25 protein-coding genes and 1 tRNA gene are annotated in these 23,062 nt (G+C 35.2%); 6 read left to right on the top strand and 20 right to left on the bottom strand.

The features are described from left to right. Positions 1–177: 177 nt before the first annotated feature. Genes GZ212_RS05060 through GZ212_RS05095 form a run of 8 tightly spaced genes read right to left on the bottom strand, consistent with a single transcriptional unit; the run spans position 178 to position 5,037 of the window. Positions 178–537, bottom strand: a complete 360-nt coding sequence (locus GZ212_RS05060) for an MmcQ/YjbR family DNA-binding protein (RefSeq protein WP_053971213.1) — start codon at positions 535–537, stop codon at positions 178–180. Next, positions 534–1,151 carry a DUF4230 domain-containing protein gene (locus GZ212_RS05065; protein WP_166957840.1) on the bottom strand — a complete coding sequence of 206 codons (618 nt, stop codon included), beginning with the start codon at positions 1,149–1,151 and terminating at the stop codon, positions 534–536. The genes GZ212_RS05060 and GZ212_RS05065 overlap by 4 nt, the downstream gene beginning before the upstream one ends. Before the next feature lie 5 nt (positions 1,152–1,156). Continuing rightward, positions 1,157–1,501: a DUF4260 domain-containing protein gene (locus GZ212_RS05070; RefSeq protein WP_166957842.1), complete on the bottom strand. Its 345-nt coding sequence runs from the start codon at positions 1,499–1,501 to the stop codon at positions 1,157–1,159. Further along, positions 1,498–2,250, bottom strand: a complete 753-nt coding sequence (locus GZ212_RS05075; RefSeq protein WP_053971210.1) for a cyclase family protein — start codon at positions 2,248–2,250, stop codon at positions 1,498–1,500. Before GZ212_RS05075 ends, GZ212_RS05070 begins: the two co-directional genes overlap by 4 nt. Before the next feature lie 13 nt (positions 2,251–2,263). Beyond that, complete coding sequence (gene hemW, locus GZ212_RS05080) at positions 2,264–3,403, bottom strand: radical SAM family heme chaperone HemW (RefSeq protein ID WP_166957844.1); 1,140 nt, start codon at positions 3,401–3,403, stop codon at positions 2,264–2,266. A gap of 42 nt (positions 3,404–3,445) precedes the next feature. Further along, the gene (locus tag GZ212_RS05085; RefSeq protein ID WP_166957846.1) at positions 3,446–3,808 is read right to left on the bottom strand and encodes a four helix bundle protein; all 363 of its coding nucleotides are present in this window, start codon (positions 3,806–3,808) and stop codon (positions 3,446–3,448) included. Between the two features lie 36 nt (positions 3,809–3,844). Continuing rightward, positions 3,845–4,402: a crossover junction endodeoxyribonuclease RuvC gene (gene ruvC, locus GZ212_RS05090; protein WP_166957848.1), complete on the bottom strand. Its 558-nt coding sequence runs from the start codon at positions 4,400–4,402 to the stop codon at positions 3,845–3,847. Beyond that, positions 4,402–5,037: an outer membrane beta-barrel protein gene (locus GZ212_RS05095; RefSeq protein WP_053971207.1), complete on the bottom strand. Its 636-nt coding sequence runs from the start codon at positions 5,035–5,037 to the stop codon at positions 4,402–4,404. Before GZ212_RS05095 ends, ruvC begins: the two co-directional genes overlap by 1 nt. Positions 5,038–5,252: 215 nt before the next feature. On the opposite strand from GZ212_RS05095, the gene GZ212_RS05100 reads away from it, so the two are divergent. From GZ212_RS05100 to GZ212_RS05110, 3 genes are read left to right on the top strand one after another with little or no spacing between them, the layout of a single operon-like run. Beyond that, positions 5,253–6,050, top strand: coding sequence for a hypothetical protein (locus GZ212_RS05100; RefSeq protein WP_240923754.1), 798 nt, complete (start codon positions 5,253–5,255; stop codon positions 6,048–6,050). Further along, positions 6,047–7,174 carry a glycosyltransferase gene (locus GZ212_RS05105; RefSeq protein WP_166957850.1) on the top strand — a complete coding sequence of 376 codons (1,128 nt, stop codon included), beginning with the start codon at positions 6,047–6,049 and terminating at the stop codon, positions 7,172–7,174. The genes GZ212_RS05100 and GZ212_RS05105 overlap by 4 nt, the downstream gene beginning before the upstream one ends. A gap of 54 nt (positions 7,175–7,228) precedes the next feature. After that, on the top strand, positions 7,229–8,095 hold the full coding sequence (locus GZ212_RS05110; protein ID WP_166957852.1) for a hypothetical protein: 867 nt from the start codon (positions 7,229–7,231) through the stop codon (positions 8,093–8,095). On the opposite strand, the gene GZ212_RS05115 is transcribed toward GZ212_RS05110, so the two are convergent. The 3 genes from GZ212_RS05115 to GZ212_RS05125 all read right to left on the bottom strand — a co-directional run bounded on the left by GZ212_RS05115 (position 8,092) and on the right by GZ212_RS05125 (position 10,921). Further along, the gene (locus GZ212_RS05115; RefSeq protein WP_166957854.1) at positions 8,092–8,568 is read right to left on the bottom strand and encodes a hypothetical protein; all 477 of its coding nucleotides are present in this window, start codon (positions 8,566–8,568) and stop codon (positions 8,092–8,094) included. The genes GZ212_RS05110 and GZ212_RS05115 overlap by 4 nt on opposite strands. Positions 8,569–8,702: 134 nt before the next feature. Next, the gene (locus tag GZ212_RS05120) at positions 8,703–10,562 is read right to left on the bottom strand and encodes a M56 family metallopeptidase (protein ID WP_166957856.1); all 1,860 of its coding nucleotides are present in this window, start codon (positions 10,560–10,562) and stop codon (positions 8,703–8,705) included. Next, positions 10,559–10,921: a BlaI/MecI/CopY family transcriptional regulator gene (locus tag GZ212_RS05125; protein ID WP_053972093.1), complete on the bottom strand. Its 363-nt coding sequence runs from the start codon at positions 10,919–10,921 to the stop codon at positions 10,559–10,561. Before GZ212_RS05125 ends, GZ212_RS05120 begins: the two co-directional genes overlap by 4 nt. Positions 10,922–11,061: 140 nt before the next feature. Between GZ212_RS05125 and GZ212_RS05130 the strand changes: the two genes are divergently transcribed. After that, positions 11,062–11,571: a DUF456 domain-containing protein gene (locus GZ212_RS05130; RefSeq protein WP_166957858.1), complete on the top strand. Its 510-nt coding sequence runs from the start codon at positions 11,062–11,064 to the stop codon at positions 11,569–11,571. Between the two features lie 269 nt (positions 11,572–11,840). On the opposite strand, the gene GZ212_RS05135 is transcribed toward GZ212_RS05130, so the two are convergent. From GZ212_RS05135 to GZ212_RS05160, 6 genes are all read right to left on the bottom strand, one after another. Then, entirely contained in the window at positions 11,841–12,521 is a 681-nt protein-coding gene (locus tag GZ212_RS05135; protein WP_053971201.1) for a response regulator transcription factor, read from the bottom strand. A gap of 8 nt (positions 12,522–12,529) precedes the next feature. Next, on the bottom strand, positions 12,530–14,539 hold the full coding sequence (locus GZ212_RS05140) for an ATP-binding protein (protein WP_240923755.1): 2,010 nt from the start codon (positions 14,537–14,539) through the stop codon (positions 12,530–12,532). A 95-nt stretch (positions 14,540–14,634) separates the two neighbouring features. Then, entirely contained in the window at positions 14,635–14,823 is a 189-nt protein-coding gene (locus GZ212_RS05145; RefSeq protein ID WP_053971200.1) for a hypothetical protein, read from the bottom strand. A gap of 381 nt (positions 14,824–15,204) precedes the next feature. Then, entirely contained in the window at positions 15,205–15,621 is a 417-nt protein-coding gene (locus GZ212_RS05150) for a CBS domain-containing protein (protein WP_166957860.1), read from the bottom strand. A 71-nt stretch (positions 15,622–15,692) separates the two neighbouring features. Next, positions 15,693–16,559: a zinc-dependent peptidase gene (locus tag GZ212_RS05155; protein WP_166957862.1), complete on the bottom strand. Its 867-nt coding sequence runs from the start codon at positions 16,557–16,559 to the stop codon at positions 15,693–15,695. Positions 16,560–16,585: 26 nt separating this feature from the next. Continuing rightward, positions 16,586–16,657: transfer RNA gene (locus tag GZ212_RS05160), tRNA-Arg, on the bottom strand. Between the two features lie 491 nt (positions 16,658–17,148). On the opposite strand from GZ212_RS05160, the gene GZ212_RS05165 reads away from it, so the two are divergent. Both GZ212_RS05165 and GZ212_RS05170 read left to right on the top strand, forming a co-directional pair. Next, a complete protein-coding gene (locus tag GZ212_RS05165) occupies positions 17,149–18,804 on the top strand; it encodes a sodium/sugar symporter (protein WP_166957864.1) in 1,656 nt (551 codons plus the stop codon). A gap of 239 nt (positions 18,805–19,043) precedes the next feature. Beyond that, a complete protein-coding gene (locus GZ212_RS05170; RefSeq protein ID WP_166957866.1) occupies positions 19,044–19,616 on the top strand; it encodes a hypothetical protein in 573 nt (190 codons plus the stop codon). A 232-nt stretch (positions 19,617–19,848) separates the two neighbouring features. On the opposite strand, the gene GZ212_RS05175 is transcribed toward GZ212_RS05170, so the two are convergent. The 3 genes from GZ212_RS05175 to GZ212_RS05185 all read right to left on the bottom strand — a co-directional run bounded on the left by GZ212_RS05175 (position 19,849) and on the right by GZ212_RS05185 (position 23,062). Continuing rightward, positions 19,849–20,493, bottom strand: a complete 645-nt coding sequence (locus GZ212_RS05175; RefSeq protein WP_166957868.1) for a hypothetical protein — start codon at positions 20,491–20,493, stop codon at positions 19,849–19,851. Positions 20,494–20,786: 293 nt separating this feature from the next. Next, on the bottom strand, positions 20,787–22,142 hold the full coding sequence (locus GZ212_RS05180) for a glycoside hydrolase family 28 protein (RefSeq protein WP_166957870.1): 1,356 nt from the start codon (positions 22,140–22,142) through the stop codon (positions 20,787–20,789). Next, on the bottom strand, positions 22,139–23,062 hold the full coding sequence (locus GZ212_RS05185) for an alpha/beta hydrolase (RefSeq protein ID WP_166957872.1): 924 nt from the start codon (positions 23,060–23,062) through the stop codon (positions 22,139–22,141). Before GZ212_RS05185 ends, GZ212_RS05180 begins: the two co-directional genes overlap by 4 nt.

Genomic DNA, 23,062 nt, shown 5'->3' on the forward strand with positions numbered 1-23,062 from the left:
CTATTTGGGACAATCCTTGTTACTTTTGGGGAAGTGCGCTATGTAATTAGAATAGGGGGGTGAAAGAATTTCCTTATAAAGATACGAAAAAAAACATTGCTTTAACAATCAGCAACTTACAAGACCAAAAATAATTTCCATTAGGCTATGGAAGAACCAATAAACACTGTAAATTGACTATATTAAATCTTGCTGTTTCTTAGGAAGACTTTTTACAATCAAATCATATGAATGGTTGATTAAAGACTTTAAAAGTGCTATGGAAACCTCACCATTACCTAAATCAACTGAATTCCAATGGGTTTTATTAAGATGAAAAGCGCCTTGAATACCTGAGTACTGAGCTCTTAACTCTAGAGCGTAATCTGGATCACACTTCAGACTAATGGTGGGTTCACCAGCTTCCCACTTTTCTAGCGGAACAAAAGCAAAAATCTTCCCCAGCACCTTAAATACCAAAGTATGCTCATCAAAAGGAAAAGCTTCGGTTACCTGGGATTTACCCAGACAATAGGCTCTTAAATCTTCTATATTCATGATTGCTTATCGATTATGGCTTGGTCCTTCTTGTCAATTTTCAGCGTGGAATAATCCAGCTTCCATCCGATGGTCTGCACCATGGTTTCCATCATTAAAATAGCATCCAATGCTTCCTTTTGGGCAATGGCAAACAAACCACTCTCTGGAACTTTTTCCAGAATATGTTGTTTGGCGTCATTATGTAATCCTGTCAAATCGGAAGCGTCAAATTTATTAAACATACCATCCTTTTTATCATAGTAGTTGAGATTGGTCTCAATACTCAATACTTCAGGCTGGGGAAACTCTTGAAGAATGATTTTCTTATTATCCTCATCAGCCCGTAATTTTACTTTAGAAAAATCAAATCCTACATAAGCCTTAGCGTTAATAACTACTAATGCCTTTTTCCGACTTGAAATTAATTTCAGAAACTTTTCCTTAACGTCTTCATAATGGTAAATCTCAGCAAAGTCTCCTTCAACAGTAATAAACTTACAAACCTTTTGAATTTTATCCAGAAGGATAATGGATTGAGAATGTCTTACTTGTTTAGACTTCACGTGCTTGACCAGGGTCACCAAAGCCATGGTAACCAATATGCCAATTACAAGACCTAAAAACGCTTCCATATTTCTTATATTTCACCTAGGTGAGTAAACTTAAACCCTTGTTCATACTTCAAACCATATCCAAGCAACCTATCAAAAGATGCATGAGCAAATAAAATAATTCCAGCAAACTGTATGGTTTCGTTAGAACTATAAACACCCACCAAATACAACAAAAGGGCTAATCCCTTATGATGAAAAAGGTTGTAAAACCACGCACCTATTTTTTCATTTTTTAAATATCCCAACATTCCAATGTCTGGAGCCATTATAAAGGCCAAAAACCACCACCAACTAAAAGACAATTGACTAAAAAGAAATATTCCCAATAGGAACATGGCTAATTCTTCTAATTTCAAAATGGCTTTCATGATTCCAAAACTTGGTATAATATGGGTCTACTTGGTGACGCATCATTATCTATTGGGGCTACTTGTAAGTTCAAAAAATATTCACCATCCTTTACATCATTAGGCACATAAATCAACTCTGTAATCGTTGCTTCGTATCTAATTCTTCCACTAGTGTTCCAAAAGGCGTTATGAGACTCCAATCGGCCTTCATCTTTTTCCTTATCCACACTAGGCAAATCAATCAAAAGATGCTCTATCCCCTTTTCACGTAAATAAATCACTGCTTCTGCCAACAAATAAGGTGGATTGGAATTAGACCATTGTTGCGTCAATTTTTCTTTAGTATTGGGAATAGTCCTTATAATAATGGCATCCCGTTTTTTATTTCCTAAGGCAAATTGAATTTGTTTCTTGGAAATAACAAAATCGCCATTCATTTTTTCAGGAGCTACGGTAATTAACTCTGCCAAAAAGAAATATTTTTTTAAATGATGATTTACAGAATGTACCTCATCTGTGATATGCCCTACACATTCGGTATGCGTTCCATGAGCATGTGGGTTAAACCAAATATCATTAAAGTTTACTGCCGAACCTTGCTCTACACTACCAACCCACTCCCCCATCTTCACGGGAGAAATCTTGGGTTCCTCAACATACCAAGCATTTACGGTATCTTTTATTGCCTTAATAGGAATAGAGAGATCTACTGGTTTTGATAAATCTATTTGTAATTTTCTTGAATTGTATTGAATAGTTGTAATCATAATCTCAAAGATACTAAATCCAAAAAAGCTCAGATGCCAATCCGTCGGCTAAAAATTTCCCTTTTTCCGTTGTTTTTAAAATGGGAGCGCCTGAATCTGCATCCGTTAGAACCAACACCCCCTGCTTGATGAATTTCTCAGCATGTTTGAGTAAATAATTCTTAAAATCCAATCCAAAATCTTCTTCTACTTGGTTAATGGAAACACCCCAAATGGTGCGAAGTCCAGTCATTACATATTCATTATATTGGTCCTGAATGGTTAAATCCTCTATCTGCGATGGCAATTCCTTTTTCTGAATTCCTTGAATGTATTTGGTATTGTTAGGGATATTCCAACTGCGTTGTTGTCCATTAAAGGAATGTGCCGAAGGTCCAATGCCCAAATAGCGCTTCCCTTGCCAATAGGAGGTATTGTGTTTGGAGAAATACCCCTCCTTACCAAAGTTTGAAATTTCATACTGCACATAGCCTTGTCGACCGGTTTCCTCAATCAAAATATCAAAATGCTCTTTGGATAGATTTTCATCTACTGGCGGATATTTGCCTTGTTTAATAAAACTGGCCAATGCCGTTTTAGGCTCCACAGTAAGGGCATAACTGGAAATATGGGGAATTCCTAGTTCAAATACCGTCTGTAAATTGGCTTTCCATTTATCTATGGACATATTGGGTATACCGTAAATTAAATCGACGGTAATATTATCAAAATGTTTAACCGCCAATTCCAAACACTGTTTGGCCTCACTTGAGTTATGAGCTCGATTCATCGTCCTTAAATCATCTTCAAAAAAGGATTGCACCCCAATACTCAATCGGTTAATGGGTGAACAGGCCAATTGTTCTATTTTGACTGGGGTCAAATCATCTGGATTGGCTTCCAAAGTGATTTCAGGTGTATCAATCACCTCAAAATGCTTGTTGATGGTATTTAGAATATGCTCTAGCTCCTCAAGACTGAGAAGACTTGGAGTTCCGCCGCCAAAGTAAATGGTTTCAATAGCTTGGTTTTTTAATTCGTCCTTTCTTAAAACCAACTCTTCCATTAGAGCTTGTACAAGTTCATCTTTCTTTTTTAAAGAAGTTGAAAAATGAAAGTCACAATAATGACAGGCTTTTTTACAAAAAGGAATATGGATGTAGATTCCAGCCATGTTTCAATGTTCAATTAACAGTGAATAATTAACAATAAACAATCATTTATTTATACGTGTTGTTTTTAGAATTGAAAATAAAATCTTAGCTACTTCGTCTGATTGTTCATATAACGAATCAAATTCTATCTCTGAAATAAAATCAGAATCCTTTAAAAGATTTAACCAGTATTTAGTTTCCAAACATTCTTTATAAGCAATTGAAATTTTAGCTGAAAAATCGGCTTTAGAAATCGCACCATTAGCTTCCGCTACATTGGCGCCAATAGAAGTTCCTGCTCGCAATAATTGTTTTGACAAAACGTACTCCTTATGATTTTTAACTAAACGCTTGTAGGTGGCAACAATTTTTAATGCCAGAAGATAGGACTTATCAGTCAAAGGATTTCCCGTTTTTCCCTCCATGAAAACACCTGTTATTCTTTTTGAATTGATATCTGTTTATTGTTTATTGATCTTTGAAGCGTTTTGCTTGACAAAACTAGCCCATCCAGAATAACTTTTTCCTACCTCTACCCGACCTTCATTGTAAAAATGGCAAACCGCTGCGGCCAAACCATCGGTAGCATCCAAATTCTTAGGCAATTCTTTCAAGCCTAAGGTACTTTGGAGCATTTTGGCTACTTGTTCCTTGCTCGCATTACCGTTACCTGTGATGGCCATCTTAATTTTTTTGGGGGAGTATTCAGTGATAGGTACTTCTCTAGACAACCCAGCAGCCATGGCCACCCCTTGAGCCCGTCCTAATTTAAGCATACTCTGCACATTCTTACCAAAGAAAGGTGCTTCAATTGCAATTTCGTCTGGATGGTAGGTATCTATCAATTCTATGGTTCTTTCAAAAATCTTCTTCAGTTTCAGATAATGATCCGTGTATTTCTTCAGGTCGAGTTCATTAAGTTGTAAAAACTTCATGGATTTCCCTTCCACCTTTATCAAACCAAACCCCATAATCGTTGTTCCGGGATCAATACCCAATATGATTTTTTCTTTAGCCATTAATCACAATAATAACATCCACTTAATGATACAGAAACACCTACCGTAAAAGTCCATAAATTGCCATTGAAAGAGCCATAACCATCTGTAATAGGATCGAAATCTTTTGCAAACCCATAGATGAAGGACGTATCAGCAAATACTGATAGTGATCTGGTAATTCCATAATGCACTTCAATACCTGCCATGGCATTTAAATAAGAATTAGTGTTGTCTCTGTAAATTCCCAATGGTTTAATTATAGAATAACCTGGGCCTGCATGACCCACCAGTCCCATTCTATAAGAGATGGGTCTCATCCAAGAGGAGGCATCATATACGATTTGGGCATTGATTCTGGTATAGTTGGTTTTAAACTCCGGAGTATCATTTAAACTAGAAAACCGATTAAATCCAAAGTCCAATTTAGCTCCTAAGCGTTCTTTAAACATATGTTGAACCCCCAAGTTTACCGTTGGAAAATTGATGTCCTTTGCATAAAAGGGTCTAGGATAACCAGATCCGTCAGGGTGATTGATTCCTAATGACAGTTGCGCCTTCCATTTGGCTGCCTCCATTTGTGAAAAACCTTGAGTGCTCAAAATTAGAATACCAAGGATAAGTAGGGTTTTTGGAAAAGTAAATTTGGTGCTCATGTGTTATTCAATTTAATTTGTATTCGTTGACAGCTTAAAATGTGACTGAATCCAATCCATACAAAACTAAACAATTCTTTTTTGTGCTTGTAAAAATAGGGCTAGTTCTTGCGGCCTTCTATTTTATTTACTACAAGGTTTTCCTCAATTCGGACCTCAAAACCAAAGATCTCAATAGCTTTTTAAGCCAAACAAAACTATATTCTATAAAAAACATGGGGTTCTTAGTCCTTTTGAGTTTTCTCAATTGGTTCTTGGAAGTTTCAAAGTGGAAAACATTGGTCAAACCCCTAAGTAAGATCACCTTCTTGGAAGCCATTGAGCAATCCCTAGCGTCACTTACGGCTTCTATTTTTACACCCAATAAAATAGCAGAATACGGCGTTAAGGCCATGTATTTTGCGCCGAGTGAAAGAAAGAAAATAGTATTATTAAAATTACTGGGGAACCTATCACAATTGGGAGCAACCATTATTTTTGGAATCTTTGGACTTTTGATTTTCGTCAGACAATACAACCCTCAAAACACATTCCTTTTCTCGACCATCTTTATATTGGTTTGCTTGCTAGGGATCACATTTATTATAAAAAAGTTAAGTCAAAAGGATTTATATGTTAAGGGCTATGCCGTTAATAGCTTATTTAGATTCTACAAAGCTATTTCTATCAAGTTTTATGTAAAAATATGGACTCTTTCACTTTTAAGATACTTAGTTTTTTCCTTTCAATTTTTTGTTCTTCTTAATTTGGCAGGTGTCCAACTTTCATATTTTGATAGTATGATAATTGTAAGCAGTATGTATCTTTTAGCTTCTTTGGTACCAACGGTTTTTATTTTGGATTTAGCCATAAAAGGAAGCTTAGGGATTTACCTGTTCAGTTATGCAGGCGTCAACGAACTAACCATTCTTGGTGTCACCACCTCCATGTGGATACTCAATTGGGCCCTTCCGGCCATTTTAGGAAGTTATTTTGTTTTAAAATTTAAATTCCCAGACCCAGTTTCCGCATGATAATATTGGTTTTTTCCATCGTCACCATCGTGTATCTTATTGTCATAGGGCGGCTTATTGCTGGTTTTGAAAAAGTGGAAAAATTCCATTTAGAAGACATCAAAGAAACCACCTCATTTTCCATAATTATTCCCTTTAGGAACGAAGCAGAAAACTTACCCGTTCTTTTGGAATCCCTTTCTCAACTAGATTATCCAAAGCTTATGTTTGAAGTGCTTTTTGTAGACGATAAATCTACAGACACCTCGGTAATGGTTATAGAACATTTTAAGAAAACACATGCTTTTGAATATTCCATTCTAAAAAACAACAGAAAGTCACATTCCCCAAAAAAAGATGCCATCAATACAGCTATCGTCCAAGCCAAACATCCTTGGATCATTACTACCGATGCCGATTGTAAACTCCCTAAATATTGGCTGAGCAGTTTTGATGGGTTTATACAAAAAAACAAATCTGTTTTGGTTGCTGGCCCGGTCACCTACTTTAATAAACCTTCCTTTTTCCACAAATTTCAAACCTTGGACTTTTTAAGTTTAATTGGCACTACCATTGGCAGTTTTGGAATGAAGAAACCCTTTATGTGTAATGGAGCTAATTTGGCTTACAAAAAATCACTCTTTAAAAGTCTAAACGGTTTTGAAAACCATGATCATCTTGCAAGTGGAGATGATGTTTTTTTGCTTCAGCAAGCAGTTGAAAAATATCCAAACGAAGTTCATTTTTTAAAATCAGAACATGCCCTAGTGAAGACGCAACCAACGGCAAACTTTAAAGCCCTCAAAAACCAAAGGATTAGATGGGCTTCCAAAACTGGTCATTACGGAAGTGCACTTGGAAAAGGGCTTGCTCTACTAGTTTTCGCAACAAATATGGTTATGGTTACTGGTATTTTTCTTTCCATATTTGGTTTAATTCCCTTTGTCACTTTTATAAAATTATTCTTCTTAAAATCAGCTATTGACTTTTTATTTCTTTATAAGATGACCAGGTTCACTTCCCAAGAACATCTCTTAAAATCCTTTGTTTTTAGCACTTTGATTTATCCGTTTTATTGCTCAGCAATGGCTATCTTTTCCCTCAGAAAACAATATGTTTGGAAGGGTAGAGCCTTCAAAAATTAGGTCAATAGGAAATCTATCTTTTTTTATTAGATTTACCCTAGAAAAGTTTTCCTCATGAGACACCCTTTAATAGCCGCCCTACTCTTTTTCACCTGCTTTACATTTTTTGCTCAAACCGATTACCAAATTGACAATGAAACCCTTACACTTGAAACGGAAGTAGAAGGAAAATTGGACTTACTCTGGAATGTTTCAGACAAAAAATTCAGATATTTCATCAAGACGGAAAGCGGTGACATAGTAGAGCTTTTAAATACCAGAGGGGAAGACAAACGGTATCAAGAGCAATACAAATCTGTCTTGCAATCGTTGACTTCAGTCCCAATGAAAAAGGTAGATAAAGTTAACCTCACCCTTTTTGATTTGCGAGAATTTTTAAATGATTACAACAAAAGCGTGGATCCCAATTTTAATGCCAAGGAAAGAACTAAACTAGGGACTTCATTAGCCTTATTTGGAGGTATGACCAATCATCCATTTGTTGAAAATCCAACGGATGAAACCACGACATTTTTTGGTGCAGAAATAGAATTGTTCAACAAGAAAAAACTTCCGAGGCATTCAATCTTCTTTAACTTAAGATACGAGCCAGACACCAACGAATTTAAACATCAATTAACCCAACTATCCTTGGGATACAAATTCAAATTCTTGAATTTTAATGGCTTTGATATGTATGCCAATTTAAAAGCGGCCACCTTTAATTTTGCCCGTATCACCCAAATAGATGAAAACGGAATGGAATTTACAGAATCTTCATCTGGGCTTGACGCTCCTTTTATTTTAGGACTGGGGGCAGATATTAGACTATTCAAAAAAATATCATTGATTTTGGACTACCACCACATCTATGCCGTTTTAATAGACAATTACGCCGATTTCCCTATGGATTTTGCCGCTGGATTGAAAATGGAATTTTAATCTACCATAACCACCACAGGAAGTACAAATTCTGTAGTGACCTGTTGTCCGCGTTTTAGTGCCGGATAAACCTCAGGAAGAGAATCCAGGCCTACTCGAAGCAACCCATTTAAATTGGGAATTTCCTTATAAGTTAAAGAATCGGCTTCTACCGAAAGTAGATTGAGAAGGCCATCTTTTGAAATTTGGAATTTCAATAAAATGGTATCCCTTACATCTCTTGTTACCACTACATTTTCAGAAGTAAGTTTTCTGGTAATAAGCTTGGTCAAAGTGGTTTGAAAACACTCCTTACGCTGATTTTGATTTAAGGATTCGTCACATACAGAAAAAGAGGGATAGGCATCGACTTCGTTCCAATTAAATGTTTTTAGTTCTTCATTTAAAATGGCCTCAGAAGATGTCTTCTTTATCTTGAAATCGTCGCAAGAAAATAGCAACAAGCACCCTAAAACAACTGCTATACGTTTCATGAGATGTTATTACCTCGAAAAGTACAACTTTTTTATTATTCAAAGCCATCTTATCAAGAAACAAAAAAATCCGAAGAGAATCTTCGGATTTTAAATTCAACGAAAAGAAAATTTTGAGTCCTTACTGTTTATTGTTATTGACTAACTTGAAATTTAATAGGCAAATAATAGGGCACGGTTACTTTTTTACCTTGATGCTCGCCAGGGATAAAAGTAGGCAGCATTTTAACGACTCTTATAGCCTCTGCTTCAAGCTCAGGTTTCGGCGCTCTAGCCTTGACTTCAGTAATATTTCCATCTACACCTATTTTAAAAAATACAGAAATCTTTTGAACCCCTGTTAATCCAAGTTCACTTGCTAAATTGGTATTGAAGTTCATAGCAACGAAACGGCTTATCTCTTGGCTAAAGGCTTTCTTTTTTTCTTCTTCTGAATCAAAGGGACCACTATTTGGGAAGGCAGGAACTTGATCTAATACAGCAAAAGGAATTTCAATACGATCTTTGATTTCTTCATAGAATGGTCCATCTAAGCCTTCTTCAGAAACTAAGGTTAATAAAGTTTTTAAAGCTAGGTCTTCTTCAACAGTCATATCACCTTTAACCTGAATAGCTTCAAATAAATCAGTAATTCGTTGGTGTAATTCGCTTTTATTTGAGGCATTCATATAGGTCTGAACTTCTCCTATCAACTTTTCATTTGGACTCGTATCTAACGTTAACATTTTAAATAAAAGCTGAATGCCTTTCTCTCCATCCTCAGAAATGTTTCCTTCAATTTCGATTTGTTCCTTTACGGCATTTATTTTATGCAACAAATCAGCTGAAGTAGCTGATTCTCCATTAGGAAAATTCATATACATGGTATAAGCGCCTTCAGAAGAACTAACTTCTGTTTTAGAAAATCCTTCTGGAAGACTTTCATCCTTATGATGCACACTATAAGAAATTTGATCTTCATTGCCACTAATGACACCCCAAGCAACATAATCAGGATGTGATTTTAAAAAAGCTTCATAACGATCGTGAATGACCTTCTTGTCTCCCATAAGACTTTCACCCTTCTTCAAAGTATAAGAATACTGATCTAAATTCATTTCATTGTCAGCTACTGAGTTTGAATCGTCAGCACATGACGAGTAAATTAACATTCCCAAAACTACCGGAATTAAAAGGGCGTATTTAAATAATTGAACTTGACTTGATTTTGATTTTTGTAACATAACTAGTCGTTTTTTGATTAATGATTTTTTAAAAAAAGTGTTGATGAAGGACACGTTTTGAGTCTCAAAAACTTGTGACAACAGATTTTGATAATATTGTTTTTTATTTTGTTTGACCGCTTGTTGATCGGCGATAAATTCGTGCAAATCAGACATACGGCTTTGATACATATATATGAGGGGATTAAACCACAAAGGGATACGTAGTAACTCAAAAAAGATTAAATCCCAAGTATGCCGTTGTACCACATGTACCTTTTCATGATCAACTATTGCTCCTCGTTCGGTTTCATGAATATTGGCGCCTAAAAACACAAAATTGAAAAATGAAAATGCTGTAGTACTGTTAGGAATTTCCACAACATGATACACCGTCCCCTTATCCATTCTATGGGTCTTGATAAGTCGTGAAATCGTATAAATCCGATAAAGAAAATATAGAAGCGATAGAATACCTCCCAAAATCAAGATGGCATACAAATACCAAAGTGGATTAACATTATTGGTTGTTCCTTGCAATATCACTTCATCCAAGATGATAGGTCCTTGAGTATCAATATTCAATTTTGGAAGGGACCAAATATAAGTTTGGGGAACCACCTCTTTAAAGCTTTCGATTTTTATTAATGGGATTACAAATGATAAGGCAGAAGTGACCAATAAATAAACCCGATTCCAATTGAAAAAGGTTTCCTTCTTAAGAAATAAATCATAAACCAAAAGGAAAAGGAGTTGGTAGGCTAACAGTTGTATAAGATAGTGTATCATCATTTCTCTTCTTTATCGATTTCTTTTAAAACTGCTTCCAATTCATTTAAACTGATATCGTTTTTCTTCATAAAAAAAGAAACCATACTTTTAAAGGAACCCTGAAAGTAATTGTCCATTAAGGTCGTCAAGGATTGATTGCTATAATCCTGTTTCTTAATCAAAGGAAAATAGATATGCCCCTTCCCTTGCTTTTCGTAATCTACAAACCCCTTGCTTTCCAAAATTCGCACAATGGTTGACACGGTATTATAAGCCGGTTTTGGCTTGGGGAGTTCCGCTATAACTTGTTTTACATTGGCTTTTCCCAATTGCCAAAGAACTTGCATGATCTCTTCTTCTGCTTTAGTAAGGGGTTTCATTTTGTCACTCATAATCACCGTAAATTTATTCAACTAAGGTTTTAGTTCATTACAAATATAACTAAATTTTTAGTTTAAACTATTTTTTTAGTTATAAATGTAACAATGTTTCAATATCTTAGTCTAACAAATAAAATTTTATGGACATTCTCTTAGTTGTTTTTGGTTTCGTTTTTATGCTAGTTGGTATTTTAGGAAGCTTCCTCCCTGTTTTACCTGGCCCCCCTTTAAGCTGGATTGGTTTACTGCTTTTATATTTAACAAAAGCTGTGACTAATAATTGGTGGGTTTTGGGAGTCACCTTGGTCATTGCCTTAGTAATTGTAGTTTTAGACTACATCATACCGGTTATGGGAACTAAAAAATTTGGTGGAAGTAAAAAAGGTGTCATCGGTACTACGGTTGGCTTGGTGGTTGCTATATTCTTTCCCATTTTTGGAATCTTCGGTATTATCATTTGGCCCTTTTTGGGAGCATTTGTGGGAGAATTAATCAACAGGGCAGATCATCAAACAGCGGCAAAGGCAGCTTTTGGTTCCTTTCTGGGTTTTTTAACGGGAACTTTTATCAAGTTTCTCGTAGCCATGATTTATCTGGGCTTGTTTATAAAAATACTCATTCAGCACGGTTCAGAGATATTTTCGTTCTAATTGGCACATCAGTATTTTTAAAAATACTGAAGAGGAGGCAAAAAAGGTTTCGAAGTTATTGAGCTTTGAAGAAACCTTATGACCTTCTAAAAAAGGTCACAAGGTTAGTGTAAATGCTATTATCAACAAATCTTGTGAGGGATTAATTAAGTTGTTGTTGATATTCAAATATAAGTCTTCCTTTAAACAATGTGTTACGGTTTAACCACAAACTTGTTACGGTAAAAACCGTAAATAAAACAATAAAGAACTAAATAACAGCTATTTAACTAAACAAAACCTTTCTTTTTGGCCTCTTCCAAAAGGGCCTCATCATTTCCATCAACCACATCAAACAACTCTTTGAGATGTTTCTTTCTTTTCTCTATTGCACTCATGGACAGACTTATGTGCTCCACGAGACTTTTAGTCTTTACTCCTTGGGCTAATAAATGAAGTATTTTTCTATTGGTATCATCAATACCCAAGTCATTTGAAATCGACTTTCTTAAAATACTATTAACCGTACCACTATAGAATGGGGGATTGTTAATGATTGCCTGAAAAGCACTTGCCAATTCACTGGACGTTAAGTCACTTTTAATTAAAAATCCTTCAGGGTTTATGGTTTTAATAATGTTATGAACCCGATATGGTTCATTAAACATGGTGAGAATGACTAATTTTGATTGAGGCATGATTTTTCGGGCGTGACGAGCCAAATCCTCTCCTGAAGTGTATTTACCATCTTTTGAGGGTGGCAAACTAATATCCATAAACAAAACATCATAAGGTTTATTGGATTCATAAGCCTCGTTCATATATTTCAATGACTCATCACAACTATTGGCAATATCAATAATTAAAGTTTGATGTTCCTTTTTGGTTGCTTTAAGGGTCATTTGGTAACCTTCTATAATGATGGGATGGTCATCGGTCATTAAAATTCGAATGGTTACTTTTTCTTGCATAATTAAATTTAAATAGGGGTTAAAATGGTTAAGGTAGTGCCTGCTCCTGGCTGTGACTCTACATGAAACTCTCCATCTATTTCTTTAACTCGAGAGGTCATATTTTTAAGTCCAATTCCTTTTCTGGATTTTTCAACATCAAACCCTAAACCATCATCAGAAATTTCAAGACAAATTACATCTTTTTTAGCTTTAAAACTAATTTCAACCTTGGTTGCTTGGGCATGTTTATATATGTTTTGAAGGGATTCTTGCACAATTCTATATATATGTATTTTAGTCTTATTAGATACATCGTCCCAATCAATACTACTATCATTGTAAAGTTCAAACTTAAGACCATAGGCCTCTGTCTGAGTTTCAACTAGCGTTTTTATGATATCAAAATAACCCGAACCTGCCACAAAATCTGTGTTTAATTCATGGGACACTTTCCGGATATCCTCTTCTATTTCTTTTAAAGAATGAATATACTTCCCGCGTGTTTCTATCGCCTCTTCATTAGACATCATATTCAAACTATCTAGAGTCAATCTCGTTCCAAAGAGTCTTCCCAAAACGCCATCATGCAATTCCTGTGATATTCGTTTTTTTTCTAATACCCTGGCCTCATCTATTTTGTCTTGTTGGGAAAGCATCAAATTATAGATCTCTTCATTTGCCTTTTGCTGTTTTTGTACAAACTGGAGCTCCTTGTTTTTATTACGCTGATTGACAATTACATAAATAAGCAAAAATGTTAACATTAAAGCGCCCGAAAAAATAAGCAAATACATACGCTCTCTTGCAATTTGTTTATTACGCTCCTTTAGGTTATCCGTTTCATAAGCTATACGGGCAAACTTATTTCGAGTAGCCCGTTCCCTAACCTGCAAACTGTCACTTAAAGTAATGTAATCCCGAAGATAGGATTTAGCTTTATCTTCATCCTCTAGCTGTGATTTTAAAAGAAGGGATCTTAAAATAACATCATTTGAATTCGTTTCCTTACCTAAATTAAATGCTCGGTTGGCATAAATTAAGGCAGAATCCTTTTTATGTTCTTCCAGATAATATTCAGAAGCATACAAACTGACCCACATTATGGACAACCCTTCATTTAAACTATCAGCTAAATGATAAGCTTGACCAAAAAGAGAGCTGATATTTTCATTTTTATAGTTACCTGAATAATATTTTACAGCTGCAAATTCGCTTAATATTGTTGCATAATTTCCTGGATCTTCCATAAGTTCCTCCTTATTTTGCAACAACCTATCATAGATTTTTAAAGCTTCTTCATAGTTTTTTTGTTCCTTATAGATCAAAGCAATATTGCTGAATGAATGTAAATCATATAACAAATGATCTTCAATTTGAGAACTATAAGTCATCCCTTCTTCATAATATTCTATAGCTTGGTCATAAAGACCCTGTTGATCTGAAATAATTCCTAGCAAATTAAAAATAGACCAAAGGGTATCAAGATTGTTCTCTGTCCTTGGAAGAGACTGAATCAATCTTAAAGACTTGATAGCATTACTTTCAGCACCGAGATAATCCTTTTCATCAAATTGAATGTTAGCCATATTATAAAGAACCTCTCCTTCATTTCTTAAATCATTCAAGGAATTAAATAATTTGGATGCTTTATAATAATAAAAATAGGCGCTGTCGTTTGACATGGTAGCACGATGATAATACCCAAGATAATAACAGGTCATGGCTATGGAACTAGAATCATCCAGCTTCTCAGCCAATTTGAGGTTTGAATGATTCCAGATTCTAAGAGAATCATAGTCCCGTTTCAACAAATATAAATAGGCCAAATTCCTGCTTGTTTTAAGTTGAAGCGAATCAAAGCCTGTTTGGGAAGAAAATTTAACAGCCTTTTTGGATTGTTTTATTCTCTCGTTAAGACTTAGCGTTCTATCTTTTGATAATTCATGATAATACAGGGTACTATCCCTAATGATAGTTTGAGACAATATATTACCGCTGGCAAAAAGAAAAAGTATGAATAAAACTTTTTTAAGCAAAGAATCTAAATTTGATATATCTCAAATTTAAAATAATTAAGGTAAGATTCAATAAATAAAAAAGCCTTTCGTATTGAAAGGCTTTTTTTATAGTATTATTCTGCTCCGGCTGGAATTTTATCTTTTCTTACGTGCCTATTGACTTCAAAGTTATAGGCAAACTGATCTGATTTAGAAACAGTTTCTTGAGTTTCCTTTTTCAATTTTTTGTTGGGGTCTAATTCAGCTTTAGTTAATGCAACACAGAATAAAGCAGCTAGTAAAGTTAATGTTAGGGATTTCATGCTATCTCAATTTTATAATTAAACAATTTTAAAAACAAATACAGGTACGTTTCGTTCTGAAACAGAACCTTAATTGAGGGATACATGGATTAATTATTGCAAAATAAAAATTCTATATTAGGGGGAATTTCTATTTCAATTGAGGGAGCATGACGCAAGGTCATGATTAATGGATTAATTAGTTCCTTAATAAGTTGTATTGATTCTTCAATTTGGGGTCTTAAGAAGGAATAGTAAATATAGATTCAGTCACTATCGATACCAAAAAAATAACGATGAAAAGCATATTTATTCGTTGAAATGCATTTTTATTGCAATTAGGGTTGTCATTATCGTCTTTAATTGGAGCCTCAAAATACTGAATTTAAGTATTTTGCACACCTAATACTGCTTTAATAAGTACTTGATCAAGTCTGTAGTTGTTACTATACCCACCAAATCATCATTACATACTACTGGTAAGGCATGAAATTCTTTGGAAGCTAAAATTTCAGCAACCTCTTTTATGGTACTATCGGGGCTTACACTTATCAAATTTTTGGTCATAACTTGATCAATGGTAAACATATTATAGACAATAGTTTCCACTTCTTCCTCATCTTCTACCTCATCTGCAAAGCTAATTCTTAAGAGATCTGTGAGACTCAACATCCCAACGATTCGCTTTCCTTTAACTACTGGAATATGTCTTATATGATGTTTTTTAAATAAATGTTCAGCCACATCAAGGCCATCATCCTGAGTAATGGCAATAACCTCCTTACTCATTATTTCTGAAACAGGAACCAATCTTTTCATGAGGAAAACTTTAATAAATTATCTTATTAAATTTAAGATTTACAACCCATAAAAATTATGACATCGGTCAGTTAATACCCCTTAAAATGAAAGTTTAACATCTGCTTTACCAAACGATAAATATGTGGAAATTCCCTTTTAAACATCTCTGGAGTTTCGATAAAATTTTCCATTATTACTGCTAAAAGTTCGAAGTCATTTGTAAAACCGTAAGCCCTAAAATAACCAGAACTCTGCATTTCTTCCAACACCTTTGGGTGGTTATTCAAATAAGAAACCAATTCTGCATGTGAATTCAGAAAAATACCCGCACTAGCACTTTTGCCTCTTCGGCTTAAAAAATTAAAATGTATAGCATGCACTATTTCATGAATAGCCAAATTAATGTTGTCGTCATCAATTTGATATCCATCCTTAAAATCTTCCCACGAGAAAACCAACAAGTTCTTTTGTGGATTAAATTCTCCTTTATGGTAAGCGTCATTGAGTCGAGAGTAATAAGCCTCAGGATAGATAAAAATGGTTTGTATGATTTGCAACCTGTAATCCCTTAATCCAAACATCATTTTCACTGCTGTTGCCGCCACAAGAACCTGCATTTCGTCTGTCACCTCAAGCCCCTTACCCACAAATTCCTTTTCTCTTAAAAATCGAGCCACTCGATGCTCAAAAAAGCTTTGTTGTTTTGGGGTTAGGTATTGATAAAACCTGAATTTTCGTTTTAGAATGACTTGTTGGTGCGGTTGAAGCTTTTTTAATCCTACATTTAAATGCGTATAAAACAGCTTTTTGTCAATATATTCCACATAGGCCATTTCCAAAAAACGAAAAAATCGAACACTTAGAAAAGTTGCCATACCTAGGATGTATAACATAAAGAAAACTTGCTTACCTATTCTTTCTATATTCTCTTCTTCTTCAAGGAGTATTTGGAGCATTTATTTGGGGTGCATAAAATATTTAGTAGCCCCACCAGGACTCGAACCTGGATCTAAAGTTTAGGAAACTTTTATTCTATCCCTTGAACTATGAGGCCGAAAACAAAAAAGCATCCCAATTCTCTCTAAGAGAAGAAAAGGAAAGCTTTCCATTGGCGTTGAGCTCATTACAAACTCTCCAACCTTTTACCCCATCTTAGACGGGATAAACAACACAACTTCTTTATATTGGAATATTTTCGTCAACCAATTGAATAACAAATATACTTCTAAATATTAAATAAACCAATTTCAAACTTCCACTATTTACCTCCGGGTAGAAATGATTTTAAAACAAAATCGAGATTTCCTATGACCTTTGAGTATTAAAACTGGTTTAATAAAATCTACATTTGAAATTCCTAACAACTAAAGTGCTAAAATCCTCTATTTTTCAACAATAATGCCTCATGATATTTTATCAATTAATTACAATAACATACATTTACAAATTATAAAACATATGCAACACTTGGGGCAGCTACCCATTTCCACTAGGTTCATTGCATTGGAAAACTTTTTCTAAACCATTTTAATTAATTAAAAACAGATGAACACTACGCACTTTGAATTTTTAGATTACGCAGTATTTATCGCCTACGCCGTACTGATTTTAGGAGTAGGCCTTTGGGTTTCCAGACGCAAAAAAGGAGAATCCAAGAGTACAGAAGATTACTTTTTAGCAGGCCGATCACTGCCTTGGTGGGCTATTGGAGCTTCCCTAATCGCAGCAAACATCTCTGCAGAACAGTTTATTGGGATGTCTGGATCTGGTTTTGCCGTAGGATTAGCGATAGCTTCCTATGAATGGATGGCCGCCTTGACCTTAATAATTGTTGGAAAATACTTTCTTCCTATTTTCATTGAAAAAGGAATTTATACCATTCCTGAATTTGTTGAACAGCGCTATTCTACCAACTTAAAAACCATTTTAGCTATCTTTTGGATAGCCCTTTACGTATTTGTAAACCTAGCTTCTGTATTATATTTAGGAGCTTTGGCGCTTGAGACTATTATGGGAATCCCTATGATGTATGGAGTTATAGGTCTTGGCTTATTTGCTGCAGCCTATTCGCTTTATGGTGGTCTTTCAGCTGTAGCTTGGACTGATGTGATTCAAGTGGTCTTCTTAGTTTTGGGAGGACTAGTTACAACCTATCTAGCGCTTAATACCGTATCTGGAGGGGAAGGTGTTGTTGCAGGATTTGAAACTATTTTTGATCGTGCACCTGAAAGATTTGCCATGATCTTAGATAAAAGCAATCCGTATTACAAAGATCTACCTGGAATTGGGGTCTTGATTGGTGGAATGTGGATTGCCAATTTATATTATTGGGGATTCAACCAATACATCATCCAAAGAACTCTTGCTGCAAAATCATTAAGAGAATCTCAAAAAGGAATCGTATTGGCAGCCTTCCTTAAATTAATCATCCCATTAATTGTTGTGATTCCTGGTATTGCCGCTTATGTAATGGTTAATGACCCAGAAATCATGGCCAAATTGGGAACCATGGCTCAACATAATATTCCTTCATTAGATCAAGCAGACAAAGCATATCCTTGGTTGTTGCAGTTCTTACCTGTAGGACTTAAAGGTGTAGCGTTTGCTGCTTTGGCGGCAGCCATTGTTTCATCTTTGGCATCTATGTTGAATTCTACCTCAACCATTTTCACAATGGATATCTACAAGCCTTATATTAATAAAAATGCCAGTGGAACTTCATTGGTAACCGTTGGTAGAATATCAGCTGCAGTAGCCTTGGTTATTGGAGGTATTATGGCACCATTATTAGGTGGTATAGACCAAGCCTTCCAATTTATCCAAGAATATACGGGAGTTGTGAGTCCTGGTATTTTGGCGGTGTTCATTTTAGGATTATTCTGGAAAAAAACAACCAATCAAGCGGCTATAGTAGGGGCTTTAGTTTCTATTCCTATTGCTATGTATTTTAAAGTGGCTCCTAAAGGTTGGTCTGATAGTTCTATTTTCGTTGACCTTCCGTTTATGGACCAAATGGGAATCACCTTCCTATTAACAGCTATCGTAATCATTGTCATTAGTATGTTGCAGAACAAAGGACAAAATGATCCTAAGGGCATCAAACTTAATAAAGAGTTATTTAAAACATCTCCTTTATTCAATATTAGTGCCTTTGCCGTTATGTTGGTGTTAGTGGCCCTATATGCCTATTTCTGGAAATAAAATTTATTTCTAATTATAATAAACACAAAAGCCCAAGTATTTACACTTGGGCTTTCCATTTAAAAGCACATTTTTAAATTACCCTTAAAAGACCAAATATCTTGATAATTGAATCAATTTATATATTACATGCTGGGATTATGTGGTAGGGAAAAAGTCACTAAACTTCAACTTTGATTTAAGAAACATATTTAATTGCTAGCTACAAAAACATATATTTATGTAATCATATAAATGAAATGAAAAAGTCAATAAACCTCATATATTTCATCCTACTGATAGTCTCCTCTTGCCATACGGCTACCTATATACATGACTTGGAATCCACACCTTACGGAATAGACTACAGAGAGGGTAAATGGCTACTTAATGATCCGAATGTGCCTTACAGCATTCAGAAAAAACAAACTAAATTAGCCTATAAATTTTTTTACAACCAATTAGGAAGTCAGCTCGTTGTTGCCGATAGCCTTCCTTATGCTTTACCACATTTACCAATTAACCCGGATACCCTTCGTCTCGAAAACTTTAAAAAAATAACCCATTTTGACTATGTAATCAATATTGAAAGTAAAAGTATTGAAGATGACATAGGCAGTTTTAAAATTGGAAAACCCTATGGTAAAAGCAAGAATAGAGCCTATACCATACTACAAGTTTACGATTTGAATACTTTGGAAACCATCTACTCGAGGAAAGTCTTAGGACAAGTTACCTTAGATGAAAAGGACAATAATGACTTAACTTTAGTAAAAAGCACTAATGGTTTAATGGTAAGCTCCCTAAAAAAGATCCTCCGGAAAATCAAATAACAAGCTTGTTTTAATGATCTTCTAAGGATTGGATCAAAGACTTAAACCCACCATAAATCATCCTACTCGCATCAAAAATCAATTTCCCAGGTAATACCAATGGCGCAACAAGATCTTCCATTCTGGGGTCCAATGGGACTTTTTCATTGGCTTGGTCACGTATTATTTTGGAGGGAAAAACCGCCCTTTCTGATGGGAAGAACATCTTACTCTTACCTGTACATTACTTCCATTACAAAAAGCATTCTCCAACACCACCTTCATCTAAATAGATACTCTTAACCTGTTGATTGTCATCAAGAATGACTACAAAAGACTCAAAATCAGCAACATTGAGCAATTTATTTTTTAAAAGATATTGATAATAATAAGTATCTTTTAAATCAAATTTCCGTTCCCTTTTCTCAGGTTCAATCAACCTTAAATAATGAAGGAAAAAAAAGTGATCTGTCATATGAGAAAATACATATATCGTTTTAATGCTATCATACTCCTCTAATAAAAGTTTCTTATCTACCCAATTTTTCCTTCTTGCATCCATCAATTTATCATAATCATCATAGGTTAGATCAATTTCTTTTAAAACGGAGTCTTTTATTTTGATACCATAACTTGTAGGATTAGAATTATGACCATCCCTATTATTTGAATAATACCAAAATTCAGGTGGAAACGCATCGTAAAAAACTTCGCTACTGTCTAAATAAATTTTATAATTTGATTTCTCAATTAAAATATCCTTTACTTGATTTAAGTAATCTGTTTTTTTTGAAATATTGGTTTTCTTTTCAAGATTATGACATGAAAATGTCAAACCAAGAAAGAGCAGAAAGAAAAGAATCTTCCTACTCAAAATACCTTGGTGATCTGTATTCATACTTAACTTTAGTTTCATAGCTGGCGCGAGCATCTTGCTCGTACCTTCCTTTTTAATTCACATTGGAAAGTAACAAAAAATCCCTCAATCACCACCAAACTTGGGCAAGTCATTATAGAAACACTGTAAATGGTATCAGGATTTATTCAATAACCTGTATAGCTATTTTAGGACGGGTCATTTTGACTTTTCAACCCTACGGATACGCCATGGATAAAGTATGGATAGTGTATGACAAAGGCATCATGGAAAGAACAAGACAGAACGGAAGCATGTGGCAGAAATGGCAAAAATCAATTCACGGCACTGGGAACCGTTTGCTTTTCACCAATCACCACTTCGTTCACTTGAACGTTCTTGCTTTTTGATATGGTCATTCCGTTTTTCGCAGAACCCACCTCAATAAAATCAAAATAGATGTTTTTAACAGGTTTTTCTGGGTATCCCTCCACAACAATAGCTGTATTAGAGGCTTTGGTAAAACTTAAATTGGAAAAATAAAGATTGGAAATTTCCGAAGGAAACAATCCGCTTCCTTCACCATGGTAATTGGAGGTAATGTAAATAGCATCCTCTACATTTTGAAAATCCAACTGATTGAAATGGATGTTTCTTATATATCCACCACGATCGGAATTGGTTTTGATATAAATGCCTCTTTTTAAATAACCACTTGCTTTACAGTTATAGGCATAAACATCTTCTACGCCAGAAGACATTTCACTACCAATCACCAAGGCATGAAGTCCTTTAAATGTGCAATCTCTTACTATAATTTGCTTAGAGGGCATATTGGCATTCCTACCATCATGATCCCTTCCTGCCTTAATAGCAATATTATCGTCACCATTATCAAAGCTCACCTTTTCTATAAGTACTAATTTGGAGTGCTCTATATCAATACCATCATTATTTTTGTTATGTGCATTGTATTTTAGGTCTCTTAGGGTGATGCTGCTGCATTTCAGTATATGGACACACCAAAAAGGAGCATCCTCAATGGTTATCCCTTCAATCAATATATTTTTGGATGAGACAAATTGAATCAATTGCGGTCTTAAATAAAAACCCTCCCCAAAAACACGTGTCTCAAGCGACTGTTCTTCATGGTTCATCTTTCGGCTCAAAGCCTTTCCATCACCTTCCTTAGACTTCCAAGTACCCCAAACACTGCCTCCATCCCCATCTATTGTTCCCTTTCCAGTAATACTGACATCTGTTAGATCTATTCCATAAATGAAGGGACTGTGATTGTATAACATGGTGCCTTCCCAACTAGTCAAAACATTGGGATAATCTTTTGGGTTGTCTCCAAAAGTAATTTTTGAACCCTCTTCCAAATGAAGATTCACATGACTCACAAAATGAATGGGCCCATTTACTTTGAAGTTTCCCTTCGGAACAAGTAGTGTGCCTCCCCCCTTTTTTGCCAGAGTAACCATAGCCTTATCAAAGGCTTTTTTATTATTAAACTTTCCATCTCCCTTGGCGCCGAAATCCAATACATTAATTTGATAATTTGGAATTTGAGGCAGTTTTATCTGCTTTTCTATTTGGCCAATCACAGAATCCTGCACATTTGTTTGTGAATAGCATAGATTAATCATGCCAATCCAAAAAACAAACACAATTGACTTTAATGCCTTCATAAAGATTTTGTATCCAATAAATGGTTTGCTTTCATCCAGGCTTCACATTGTTTTGGCCAACTGGTATGCGTTCCTTCCCTACCCAATCCAAATCCATGACCTCCATCCTTATAGACATGCATCTCAGCTGAAATGCTATGCCTTCTTAGAGCTAAATAGTAATTGATACTGTTCTCAACCGGCACAGAACCATCATCGGTGGCGTGTACCAAAAAAGTCATGGGGGTGTTGGCAGTTACTTGTCGCTCATTTGAATATTGCTCCACATCCACTGCTGAAGCATTGGCACCTATCAATCTCGATTTAGATCCGACATGGGTAATACCATCCTTCATGGAAATAACCGGATATATTAAGATAGAAAAATCTGGTCTAGCGCTCACATTATCATGCTTATAAATTTCCCTATCATATTGCGTGGACAAAGTAGAAGCCAGATGTCCCCCGGCTGAAAAACCTATTATCCCGATCCTTTTTTCGTCTATACCCAAATCAGCGGCATGCCTTCTCACATACCTTACAGCCTCCTGAGCATCTTGCAAGGGACCAATTCGCCTATCAGTCATAATCGCATCTGAAGGTAATCGGTAATTTAAAATGATAGCGGTGACTCCCAAGTCATTAAGCCAATTGGCTATTTTCACTCCTTCTTTTTCACTAGATAAATACTCATATCCGCCCCCTGGAAAAATGATAATAGAAGTACCATTTGCCTGCGCTGGTTTAAAAATTTGAAGTGTAGGCGTAGATACTTTAAAAGTCTTTGTCTTCACCGTGTCTTCAAAATCATAAGTTTCTTGATAGCTGTTATCTTCTATGGAATTTGGAACTTCCTGAGCCCACAAATTCACCTCTTCATTTTGACCATTCACAAGATTCATAAATATCATAAAAAACAATATGGAAATTCGTCTAAACAT

It is taken from the genome of Mangrovimonas sp. CR14 (assembly GCF_011764015.1).
Taxonomy (GTDB): domain Bacteria; phylum Bacteroidota; class Bacteroidia; order Flavobacteriales; family Flavobacteriaceae; genus Mangrovimonas; species Mangrovimonas futianensis.

Coding starts and splice junctions, on each gene's coding strand:
- GZ212_RS05120 (WP_166957856.1), bottom strand. CDS start 10,562: ATGATGATACACTATCTTATACAACTGTTAGCCTACCAACTCCTTTTC.
- GZ212_RS05065 (WP_166957840.1), bottom strand. CDS start 1,151: ATGGAAGCGTTTTTAGGTCTTGTAATTGGCATATTGGTTACCATGGCT.
- GZ212_RS05125 (WP_053972093.1), bottom strand. CDS start 10,921: ATGAAACCCCTTACTAAAGCAGAAGAAGAGATCATGCAAGTTCTTTGG.
- GZ212_RS05095 (WP_053971207.1), bottom strand. CDS start 5,037: ATGAGCACCAAATTTACTTTTCCAAAAACCCTACTTATCCTTGGTATT.
- GZ212_RS05115 (WP_166957854.1), bottom strand. CDS start 8,568: ATGAAACGTATAGCAGTTGTTTTAGGGTGCTTGTTGCTATTTTCTTGC.
- GZ212_RS05175 (WP_166957868.1), bottom strand. CDS start 20,493: ATGAATACAGATCACCAAGGTATTTTGAGTAGGAAGATTCTTTTCTTT.
- GZ212_RS05130 (WP_166957858.1), top strand. CDS start 11,062: ATGGACATTCTCTTAGTTGTTTTTGGTTTCGTTTTTATGCTAGTTGGT.
- GZ212_RS05155 (WP_166957862.1), bottom strand. CDS start 16,559: ATGCTCCAAATACTCCTTGAAGAAGAAGAGAATATAGAAAGAATAGGT.
- GZ212_RS05145 (WP_053971200.1), bottom strand. CDS start 14,823: ATGAAATCCCTAACATTAACTTTACTAGCTGCTTTATTCTGTGTTGCA.
- GZ212_RS05085 (WP_166957846.1), bottom strand. CDS start 3,808: ATGGAGGGAAAAACGGGAAATCCTTTGACTGATAAGTCCTATCTTCTG.
- ruvC (WP_166957848.1), bottom strand. CDS start 4,402: ATGGCTAAAGAAAAAATCATATTGGGTATTGATCCCGGAACAACGATT.
- GZ212_RS05170 (WP_166957866.1), top strand. CDS start 19,044: ATGAAAAAGTCAATAAACCTCATATATTTCATCCTACTGATAGTCTCC.
- GZ212_RS05185 (WP_166957872.1), bottom strand. CDS start 23,062: ATGTTTAGACGAATTTCCATATTGTTTTTTATGATATTTATGAATCTT.
- GZ212_RS05105 (WP_166957850.1), top strand. CDS start 6,047: ATGATAATATTGGTTTTTTCCATCGTCACCATCGTGTATCTTATTGTC.
- GZ212_RS05150 (WP_166957860.1), bottom strand. CDS start 15,621: ATGAAAAGATTGGTTCCTGTTTCAGAAATAATGAGTAAGGAGGTTATT.
- GZ212_RS05110 (WP_166957852.1), top strand. CDS start 7,229: ATGAGACACCCTTTAATAGCCGCCCTACTCTTTTTCACCTGCTTTACA.
- GZ212_RS05180 (WP_166957870.1), bottom strand. CDS start 22,142: ATGAAGGCATTAAAGTCAATTGTGTTTGTTTTTTGGATTGGCATGATT.
- GZ212_RS05060 (WP_053971213.1), bottom strand. CDS start 537: ATGAATATAGAAGATTTAAGAGCCTATTGTCTGGGTAAATCCCAGGTA.
- GZ212_RS05070 (WP_166957842.1), bottom strand. CDS start 1,501: ATGAAAGCCATTTTGAAATTAGAAGAATTAGCCATGTTCCTATTGGGA.
- GZ212_RS05100 (WP_240923754.1), top strand. CDS start 5,253: ATGGGGTTCTTAGTCCTTTTGAGTTTTCTCAATTGGTTCTTGGAAGTT.
- hemW (WP_166957844.1), bottom strand. CDS start 3,403: ATGGCTGGAATCTACATCCATATTCCTTTTTGTAAAAAAGCCTGTCAT.
- GZ212_RS05165 (WP_166957864.1), top strand. CDS start 17,149: ATGAACACTACGCACTTTGAATTTTTAGATTACGCAGTATTTATCGCC.
- GZ212_RS05135 (WP_053971201.1), bottom strand. CDS start 12,521: ATGCAAGAAAAAGTAACCATTCGAATTTTAATGACCGATGACCATCCC.
- GZ212_RS05075 (WP_053971210.1), bottom strand. CDS start 2,250: ATGATTACAACTATTCAATACAATTCAAGAAAATTACAAATAGATTTA.